The 8,551-nt window shown below is 53.8% G+C and carries 13 protein-coding genes and 1 pseudogene; all 14 read right to left on the bottom strand.

Annotation, left to right across the window (positions count from 1 at the left end):
- Nucleotides 1-129: 129 nt before the first annotated feature.
- A pseudogene (locus B9Z40_RS17375) lies at nt 130-390 on the bottom strand (hypothetical protein); the annotation flags it as partial.
- A complete protein-coding gene (locus tag B9Z40_RS16340) occupies nt 387-980 on the bottom strand; it encodes a tail assembly protein (protein WP_100174411.1) in 594 nt (197 codons plus the stop codon). The pseudogene B9Z40_RS17375 and the gene B9Z40_RS16340, both read right to left, overlap by 4 nt.
- The gene (locus B9Z40_RS16335) at nt 955-1,671 is read right to left on the bottom strand and encodes a C40 family peptidase (protein WP_100174410.1); all 717 of its coding nucleotides are present in this window, start codon (nt 1,669-1,671) and stop codon (nt 955-957) included. Before B9Z40_RS16335 ends, B9Z40_RS16340 begins: the two co-directional genes overlap by 26 nt.
- Entirely contained in the window at nt 1,671-2,375 is a 705-nt protein-coding gene (locus B9Z40_RS16330; protein ID WP_100174409.1) for a phage minor tail protein L, read from the bottom strand. Before B9Z40_RS16330 ends, B9Z40_RS16335 begins: the two co-directional genes overlap by 1 nt.
- Nucleotides 2,372-2,710, bottom strand: coding sequence for a phage tail protein (locus B9Z40_RS16325; RefSeq protein ID WP_081504913.1), 339 nt, complete (start codon nt 2,708-2,710; stop codon nt 2,372-2,374). Before B9Z40_RS16325 ends, B9Z40_RS16330 begins: the two co-directional genes overlap by 4 nt.
- Nucleotides 2,711-5,173 (bottom strand): phage tail tape measure C-terminal domain-containing protein, encoded by a 2,463-nt coding sequence (locus tag B9Z40_RS16320; RefSeq protein ID WP_100174408.1) that lies wholly within the window; start codon nt 5,171-5,173, stop codon nt 2,711-2,713.
- Complete coding sequence (locus B9Z40_RS16315) at nt 5,166-5,462, bottom strand: DUF4035 domain-containing protein (RefSeq protein ID WP_116798695.1); 297 nt, start codon at nt 5,460-5,462, stop codon at nt 5,166-5,168. The genes B9Z40_RS16320 and B9Z40_RS16315 overlap by 8 nt, the downstream gene beginning before the upstream one ends.
- 32 nt (nt 5,463-5,494) lie before the next feature.
- The gene (locus B9Z40_RS16310) at nt 5,495-5,851 is read right to left on the bottom strand and encodes a hypothetical protein (protein ID WP_026039272.1); all 357 of its coding nucleotides are present in this window, start codon (nt 5,849-5,851) and stop codon (nt 5,495-5,497) included.
- Nucleotides 5,852-5,856: 5 nt separating this feature from the next.
- Nucleotides 5,857-6,270 carry a phage tail tube protein gene (locus tag B9Z40_RS16305; protein ID WP_019425644.1) on the bottom strand — a complete coding sequence of 138 codons (414 nt, stop codon included), beginning with the start codon at nt 6,268-6,270 and terminating at the stop codon, nt 5,857-5,859.
- A 42-nt stretch (nt 6,271-6,312) separates the two neighbouring features.
- Complete coding sequence (locus B9Z40_RS16300; protein WP_100174407.1) at nt 6,313-6,648, bottom strand: DUF3168 domain-containing protein; 336 nt, start codon at nt 6,646-6,648, stop codon at nt 6,313-6,315.
- Nucleotides 6,649-6,650: 2 nt separating this feature from the next.
- Nucleotides 6,651-7,139 carry an HK97-gp10 family putative phage morphogenesis protein gene (locus B9Z40_RS16295; protein WP_158238112.1) on the bottom strand — a complete coding sequence of 163 codons (489 nt, stop codon included), beginning with the start codon at nt 7,137-7,139 and terminating at the stop codon, nt 6,651-6,653.
- Nucleotides 7,132-7,482 (bottom strand): phage head closure protein, encoded by a 351-nt coding sequence (locus B9Z40_RS16290; RefSeq protein ID WP_100174405.1) that lies wholly within the window; start codon nt 7,480-7,482, stop codon nt 7,132-7,134. Before B9Z40_RS16290 ends, B9Z40_RS16295 begins: the two co-directional genes overlap by 8 nt.
- On the bottom strand, nt 7,479-8,102 hold the full coding sequence (locus tag B9Z40_RS16285; protein ID WP_100174404.1) for a head-tail connector protein: 624 nt from the start codon (nt 8,100-8,102) through the stop codon (nt 7,479-7,481). The genes B9Z40_RS16290 and B9Z40_RS16285 overlap by 4 nt, the downstream gene beginning before the upstream one ends.
- Complete coding sequence (locus B9Z40_RS16280; protein ID WP_100174403.1) at nt 8,103-8,549, bottom strand: hypothetical protein; 447 nt, start codon at nt 8,547-8,549, stop codon at nt 8,103-8,105.
- Nucleotides 8,550-8,551 lie beyond the last annotated feature (2 nt).

The following is an 8,551-nucleotide window of genomic DNA, read 5'->3' as shown; positions in this document are numbered from 1 at the left end:
CCAAAACGAAAGGAGCTAAAAACACAGAACAGCTAAACTTATCCACAACCGAATAAGCCAATTCTTTAAAAACCAGTGGCTCAATATTCGATGCAAACACTGGCTCAGTTTGTCTGGCTAATCAACACTTTGCTGCTGTGTGCCATCTCTGGTCTCAAGCGTTACGCCAGAAAAATTGGTTGTACCGTCGGCGTTCTGTATGGGCGTGTCGTCCAGATATACCGATTGGAGCCCATCGACCAAGCCCTCAATCTCTCCCTCGGAAATGAGATCAACAACCCGTGCATAGGCTTTGGAGCGTAAGCTGTCAGGCGCTTCTTGGGCTACGCGTGCGCTAGCACCTCCGCCCCCTTTGCCACCACCTCCTGCGCCGATGATTAGTTCAGTCATGCAGGAATCTCGTCGACATCAATACCTGCACTGATCACAGCCGAGCCCACAATCAATCGACCATAACCCACAGGCACGGGGTGACCCTGTGCCGTCGTGTTGACTGCACCGTTGAAGCTGTAGCTTGGCTTGTTTTCTGGACGCTCAGATGGTTCAGTTGCTTTAGGTGTGGGTGCAATCATCTGCGCAACACCGCCAAGAATCATGGCTGTGCCCACCGAATAGAGCGTGGCCTGAGACAGAAATGCACCTGATGCAGCCCAGCCAAGTGGGTTCCACCATGCGACGGCAAGCAATGCTGCGCCAAGCAAGATTTGCCCCAAACCATCTCCGCCAGCGCCAGACAATACCGGCGCAATCGTGATGCGCTGGGAGCTGGTGGGCTCGTGCAATCGCTCCAAATTAAGGGAATCTCGGCCAGCAAGCACCCGGTAGCCAACCCCGCGTTCACCGGACGCAACCAACTCCCTCTCAAAGGATGGAAAGTTGGCACTAAGCGCGCGAATCGCTTCTGCGGCTGATGAAATGGCAAGGGTATGCCTGCGCCCAAAGCTGCGTCCGAGTTCACCGAGAAGTATGACTGTGACCATATCGAATGACGTGCGTTGTAACTTTTTGCCAGTACCCACCGTAGATATCCCGGCTGGAAAGACGTCCTTGCAAGTGATGCAGGATCAGTCCATCCCCGAGATAGACGGCAGCGTGATTGGGAACAGGCGAAGCAACCTGCATCAAGATGCAATCGCCCATTTGGATTTCCTCTGGCTTGACTTGCGTAAAACCTACTTTTTCGAAGTTGTCGATGTACAAGTTCTCACCACGTTTCCACCAATCATCAAAGCGCACGAAGTTTGGAAGCACAACCCCACGCTCCGACTGGAACCAGTCCCGCAGTAACGCGTAACAATCAAGAACACCGTGAGACCATTCACGCCCCACAAGCGGTGCGAGATAGCCAGAAGGCTGAATTTGCGCCCATTGACCACTGGGAAAACTGATGATGTGCCAAGGCAAACCACTGGCTTCACAAGCCACGCGATCGGCCTGACTCGCTGTCGGAGGTAAGCCCGGATGGCTGTGCACCACGCCTACGATCTGCCCCCTCGAGTCAGCTTGTGCGAAGTCCTCGGGATGAATAACGAATTGATCGGTGCCCACGCCGATGTTTCGGCAAGGCACATACACCTCACGGCCCCGGCGGATCACAAGCAAGCCACAAGATTCGCGCGGATACTCCTCGCGGGCGTGATCCATTGCCAGAGACTGGTTCTCGCTTTGCATCAACGAATCAACCCAGCTGCGGGGAAACCGCCGAATGGAAGCTCAGCGTTTTGTCCAAACCGCACTTGGCATGAAGCCAATCGCTTGCCACAGATATCCTGAATGCTTGAAACTACCGACTGATCGTTAGCGTTGAAATAATTTGAGCCTGTGTAGCCACACTCAGATCCCCGGTAACGCCAGGGACATACGTTTTGAACGATCTGCCTGCGCGGCAAAGTTACGCCCTCAAGATCAAATGAAGCCGCGAGTTCGAACTCAACAACATCTCTAGTCTCACGCGACTTTCGATCCACGTAATAAATGTCATCGGCAAACTCCGCCAAAGGGTCAGCAGTTGGGTTTGATCCACCGGAAAAATTAACTGCGTCAAGGTATTTGGCAAGCGTTCGCTTGCGTGTGATCTTGGCACCCACCAAGTCCTGATAGGTCAGTACAAGCGCCGTAATGGCTCCAGTGACGTTCGCCACGCGCAGACGCGGCCTTGGCACCTGGCCATTGCCGTTGAACTCGAAACCCTCGACCTCAATTGGAAATGCTTCGTAGGCGTTCCCCTGCCAGACCACGCGCTGCTGCAACGCATTTGTACCTGCATGAAAGCGCACTGGCCCCTGTCCAAAGATCGCCAGATCCAAAACGAACAGCTCAATGACACTACTGGGTGCGAGCTTCTGGATTTCCGAAGAGATGGCGACAGCAGTCATGAGAGATCAAATACCTGCTTAAAAGTTGCTCGGACAGATTCAATATTTGGCTCGTCCACGGAACGACTCCATTCATCACAAACAAACTTGGCAGGCAATCCACCTGGAGGCGTCCAATCAAAGGCCTGGACTGCACCACGAGCCCGAAGAAAGTTGTCGATTGCTACGGCATCACTACTGGTGCGTCCGCGAAACTCCAGCGACCACACCTGCGGCTGTGTATTGATTCCGAATCCCAAGCGCTGTTCATAGCCATCACCAAAGGAGACACGGCGCACTGTGGGACGCATTGACAAATTGGCACCAACAGAAGGAGTCCAAGTAAATGTGGCCATTTACGCCCCCCTGCGACCGTCAAGCAGGCCACCGGCACGTTTTTGCGCAAGGAGTTCTTGCCGCACTGCACTTGCTATAGCGCGGCCTAAATCGCGCCCACCTGGGTCATCACCACGGCTAGATGCACCTGAGTCAGTCAAACTGACGGAAATGTTGAAGACATCCCCACCGCCCCCAGCCCCACTCATGGTTACGGGAATTGAACGACCATCAGGCAGCGGTACATAGGCTTCTGGGCGAGAGCCTTCACCAAAAAGGGCTAACTGAGGTGAGTTGGCAATACCCCCGCTGGCATAACTGCGCAGTGCAGTTGGACCTGCAGAAGTCATGACACCTCCGCTGGCAAAACCAAAAAACCCGGCCATGGCGTTGGCCAGGGGCAGTGTGATGGCCCTCTGAATCTGAATCCTGATCAAGTCAGAAATGATGGAGTTTGCCAAGGTTCTGAAATCAAGCTTGCCGGTCATCACAAAGTTCACCAAAGCATCGGTCATCCCGTTAAATGCTCGGGTGGTGGCTGACTCCATTTGCTTGCCAACCTGCTCGGCCTCTTCGGCAACAGAGCGCAGGCCCTTGGCAAAGCCAGCTTCCGGATCAGACAGTTCCTTGACACGTAAAGTCAAAAGAGATGCGCCATCAGCTGCCTGTCGAGCCGCTTCCTCGATTTTTCTGAGGGCATCTGCTAGCTTTTCGTTACCAGGCGCTGCCTCAGCCAATTCACGTGCCTGTCGAGCAAGCGCTGACAATTGAAGACCACTTTCTTGGCGTGCCGTTGCCAGTTGCTGCAATGATTTCAGTTCACTGATAGCGCCCGTTTCACGCAAAGTTTTGATTTGCTCTTCAACCGCACGAAGCTCCCCAAGCCCTCGGGCTGCTTGCTCTTGCAGATCCTTCATCGACTCGCCAGGCAACCGAATCTGGCGCTCCAAATTCGACTGTTGAGCTTCACGCTCTAGTCTTTGCCGTTTTAAAGTGATTTCAGCCAGACGATCCTGAAGCTTAAGTTTGTCTTGGGTGGTCTTAGCGACTGTCTCTAGGCCTCTGCGCAAGATCGTCTCTTCATCTGCAGACAGTGCACGAAGCTTTTCCGTGAAGTCCTCTTGCGCAGCCAAGCGCGCCTCACTTGCATCTTTAAAGCTCAGGTAGCCCTGACTTTCGTAGAGGTCGATGATTCTTTGCCTGTCCTTGAGGATGGCACTTTCGACATCCACCTGCCCCTGAAGACGCTTAATCTCGCTGTCTATTCCGGCCATTGCATTGGCCGAAACAGCGCCAGTCGCAGTGCTGTAATTCAACTGCTTTCTGGGAGCGGCTGCCTGAGTGGCTGCGTTGGAAGCCTCCGTACCTTTGCGGATCTCGTCAAATCGTTTAGTTACCGCATCCGCCAAAAGCGGCATATCCCAGAGCTCAACGTAGTTCTGGTTGGACTGCGCCACGATGGCATTTCGCTTTTCAAGCGCGGCCTGCAAGCGAGAACGGTTTTCATCTGAAAAAGGATTGAGCCCTTTACCCCCCGCCAAGAATGTTCCCGCCAATTCAATATCGGCCCAAACAGCAGAAAAGCTGCCGATGACCGATTTGATTGTGTGGCCAATACCTCGAAGTGCATCAATAACGACGGCAATCGCATAGGCCGTTTTCTCTGCCCAGTTGGTCAGCGTACCTTCAGCGCGCATGCGCTGAATTCCCTCTACTGCGTTATCTGTTCCCAGAAAAACACGCTTGAGTTCTTGTGTCAAAACGGACATTGAAGGAATTGCCGCTGTCACCAAAGTCTGAGCAACGAAATTCGACTCTGCTCTCATGCGGCCCATTGCCTTGGAGGCGTTGTCTGCCTCCTCAATTTGCTTAGCCGTTAAGCGAATATTTAGGTCTTGGTTTTCAGCCAAATCTTTAAGGAACGGGAGCATGGTGGCCCCCGACTTTCCAAAGAGCTCCATTGCAATTGCGGTTTTTCCAGCACCGTCCTCAAACTCCGCCAATTTGAGCGCGACATCATTCATGACCTCTGCAGGATCACGCAAAGTTCCACTGGCTTCTTTTGCGCGAATACCTAAAAACTGCAGCGCCTTCGTTGCCCCAGCAGTCTCATCATCAACACCTGCCAAGCCTTTGGAGAGTTTGGCGAGATTGCCGCCAATTGCCTCCATGGCCGTGCCTGAAATAGTGGCCACGGGTGCAAAGCCTGAAAGGGCCGCAGCACTTGCGCCTGTCTGCTCTGAAAGACCCTGAAGAGCCGCAGCGGCTTCGATGGTCTGACTAACAAAGTCTCTCAAGGCGGCAACAGAGGTCGCACCTATCGCTACCGCAAAGGTTGTCCTGGCAATGGATGAGACCTGCTGCAGCGAGGTCTTCATGTCATTGGCATGTCGATCTAAAAGTCGCGCCGTCCGTCCTAGATCGGCACGAAACTCAGAGGTTTCCGCCGAAAGCTTTACGACAAGTGAGCCAAGATCAGCCATGCTTTTTGACCCTGTGTGCAAACATTGACTTAAGACGAGCGACGTTCAATCGGGCCTCATCAATTGGCTCGGGTCGGTCGATAAATGGCATGAAATCTTCTGGCGTAAAAGGACGTGCGTGCTTGGTACGGTTGGCGTTGGCAAAGGTTGACGCAATCACACCACTTCTCAAATCAGCCCGCATGTCGCCAAAGGGTTCCAGTTGATAAAAGGCCATCCACTCGGTGATCTCGTCTGATCCGATCCGCTGCAATAGCTCACGAACCGGCATGCCCAGCGCAAGCGCCAAGCGAAAAGCGAAGCGACGAGTGAGATTGGCCTTTAGTCCTTTTTTGCTGATTCAGCCTGCTCGATACCGATACCGTTTAGACGCTGAGCAACAGCGAAAACCCTGTCTAGTGCACGCGCACTTTTTCGGCCAAGCGCAACAATTTCACCATCTTCAAAAAGACGGCTGCCCGTCGCATCGCAAAGGGTTAGAGCAACAAGTCTGGCTCGAACGTTTTCCATACGACCATCCTTTGCACCATCGCGAGCAATAAGGCTGCTCTCAAAGGCATCGCGGTCCGTACCGCTCATGGTGCGGACGTAGACGTCTCCGCCCCACTCAGGTACGAGGACTGTTTCGCGCGGCAGATCATCGGCTGCAAGGATGGCTTCTTTGGTCAAAATATTCATAGTCTTTATGCCTCCGTGATGTCGCCATCGATTTCGATCGTGACGCTGGCTTCAACTACAGCATCCACACCACCTTGAACACTGAACTGTGTAACGTAGCCGTAGAAAGTCCATGTCGCAGCGGGCGTGGTGTCGGTGAAGGTGATCTTGAACTGGCGGCGCACGCGATTGGCTCGATCTGTACGAAGGCCCTGATGGACCGTGTCGTCAGGATTGAAGTGCAGGCTCAGTGAGAGTTGACCTTCATCGCGAAGACCGACTCTCTTCTCTTTGGCTGTTGAAGCAAGATTGGTGACGTCAATAACTGAGGCTTGACCCCCAGGCCCCTGAAAGGAGACTACGTTGGGGATGGTCTCAAAGGTTGTGGTTCCAAAACGGGCAATGGTGATGCCCTGCGCGGTGATGGCAGTACTAGGCATAAAAGGCCTCCATAAAAAAATGAAAAGACAACCTGACCACCGTTACCGGTAGTAGGTGAAGTCCACGGATATCCGGTAAGTACCGGCTTCATCGTCGAAATCGGTAAGGCCCATGCGTACATCGGCCACCGTTTTGATACTGACTAGCAATGCCGCAAGGACCTGCTCTTGCAGTTGTTCGCAAGCGACCAGCGTTAGTGCGTACGCATCGACTTGCACTCGCGAGCGCCGCAGCTGGTTTGGTCCGTCAAGCGACGCAACGTTTGACTGATCAATAGGGGTGTAAACAAGCGTCGGATACTGAGCACCCGCAGGTGCAACGATGGCGTACACCTGCCCAGCGGCCAGATGTTTGATCGCGTCATAGAAGTCCTGCATCGTTATCGACCATTCAAGGCTCGCGCTTCTATCTCGATGCGCTGGGTCAGTCGCTGCTTAATGGCATCAACGGCTTGGCGACGTCGAGATTCCAGTGCCGGACGCAGAAATGGACGAGCCGCCATCTTGCGAGTACCGAATTCAACAAAGCGCCAATACCAAGCATCTTGCGATAGGTTCCCTCGCTTGCCCTGATTGCGGTACTTTTTACCGTGGCGCACCAAAACATAAAAGGTCTGGCGACCCCCACCAGATAGCTCGCGAACGTGCTTCATGATCACCGAACGCTTGAGCGTTCCGGGTGGTGGTTGCTTAGAGCCAAGCGACTGCGCAGCTTTTGGAGCCTGAGTACGCGCCTCATCACGTATGACCTTTGCTCCTGCGTAAACCGATGCCCTGAGCCCTCGATTAGCAACACGGTCAGGCAGTTCGCGAAGTGCACGATCAAGTTGTGCCAGTCCTTCAATGCGAACTGTTTCAACTTTAGCCATTGCGCGCCCCTTCACTTGCCAAAAGCATGATCGAGACATTGGCCTCGTCTTCATTAAGGGCAGCATGGATTGAAAAAATACGATCTCGAAACAGAACTCGCATTTGTGAAACGCTTTTGGGGTCGTTGAACTCGGATCTGTAACGCACAGTAATTTGATGACTCACCACCGCAGCTATACGATCTGCAATTCGTGCCTCGCGCCCTGATATCGGTTGGATATCAGCCCAGACAGTCGCTATATCGCTCCAGGTCTGTGTCGGCGCACCCAATGCATCCTTTGCAACAGTGGGCTGCTGAATGCGAACACGCTGGCTCATCTGACCTGCACTGATTAAGCTCATACAACGCTCACGCGGTAACCGTCTAAAAGTCCATCTACAAATGACAATGAGTCGATACGACCGCGCGTTAGCACTGCAATTTCCTCACGATGTCCGTAGAGACTTCCCACTCGCAACTTGATCCAACTCTTGATTCCCTCTGGAACTTGCGCTGCGGTTCCGTACCCGGCATCGAATGTGACCGACACTGCACCTATTTGCGGCAGGCAAATAGGCCAGATCTGTCCGAATACGGGCGTGATACGCGCAGGCTCACACGCCGCGTCCACGGTATAAGACAAGGCAGGCATGGTCTGATTCACTGAACTCATGTCCAGGTAATTGATCGACACCACGGACTGCACCGGTGCCTTGGCCAGCAAAATTGCATGGCCTGGCAAAGTGAAAGCCTGACCAGCTGGTACACCCATCAGCGACGGTTCCGGGAAGCAGTCAAGCACTTGCTTCCAGCGGGCAGTGATGAACTGCCTGCCAGTCAAGGTCTCTGCTGCTTGCCTGGCCGCCGTGATGAGCGATGCAATCAGCGTGTCATCATCGTCAAAGTCCACCCGCAGATGCAGCTTTGCCTCAATGAGGGTCACTGGTTCCTCAGCGGGTGGCGTGACGAGTTGAATGGACATTTAGATGACCTGCACCACAGACGATTGGTTAGAAGCTTCAGCAGGCGCAAAGCGCGGATTGACACCAAGCACCTGGGCTGCAGTCTGGCTTGCAGCCACACCAACCGTAATTGACAGGCGTACAAAGCCAAAGCCGTTCACCGTGTCGAGCTCTTCGGGCTTGACGTTGATCAAGGCCTGCTTGTTGTCGCCAGTGGCTTTAACGATCTGGGTGATCGCTTTGCCAGTGATGTCCTTGGCGCTGGTGCCGGTTGAATCAACCGCCTGCTGCAACTTGGCATCTACTGTGGCGCTGGTGCCCAGCACTCCCGTCTGGACCAGAGAAAGAAATCCGTGGTGGTTGGCCACAGAAATCCAGCCCGTGGTGATTGTTCCTGCCGCTTGTGCGGCAGGGTCGATGGTGGCGAGAACGGACAGCAGTTCGCTGCCTTTTGCGTTGGGAAACATAG

This window comes from Limnohabitans sp. 15K, from assembly GCF_002778285.1.
In the GTDB taxonomy this organism is placed as follows: domain Bacteria; phylum Pseudomonadota; class Gammaproteobacteria; order Burkholderiales; family Burkholderiaceae_C; genus Limnohabitans_A.
The sequence above is the reverse complement of the archived record's forward strand: the minus strand, read 5'-3'. Positions and strand labels throughout refer to the sequence as shown.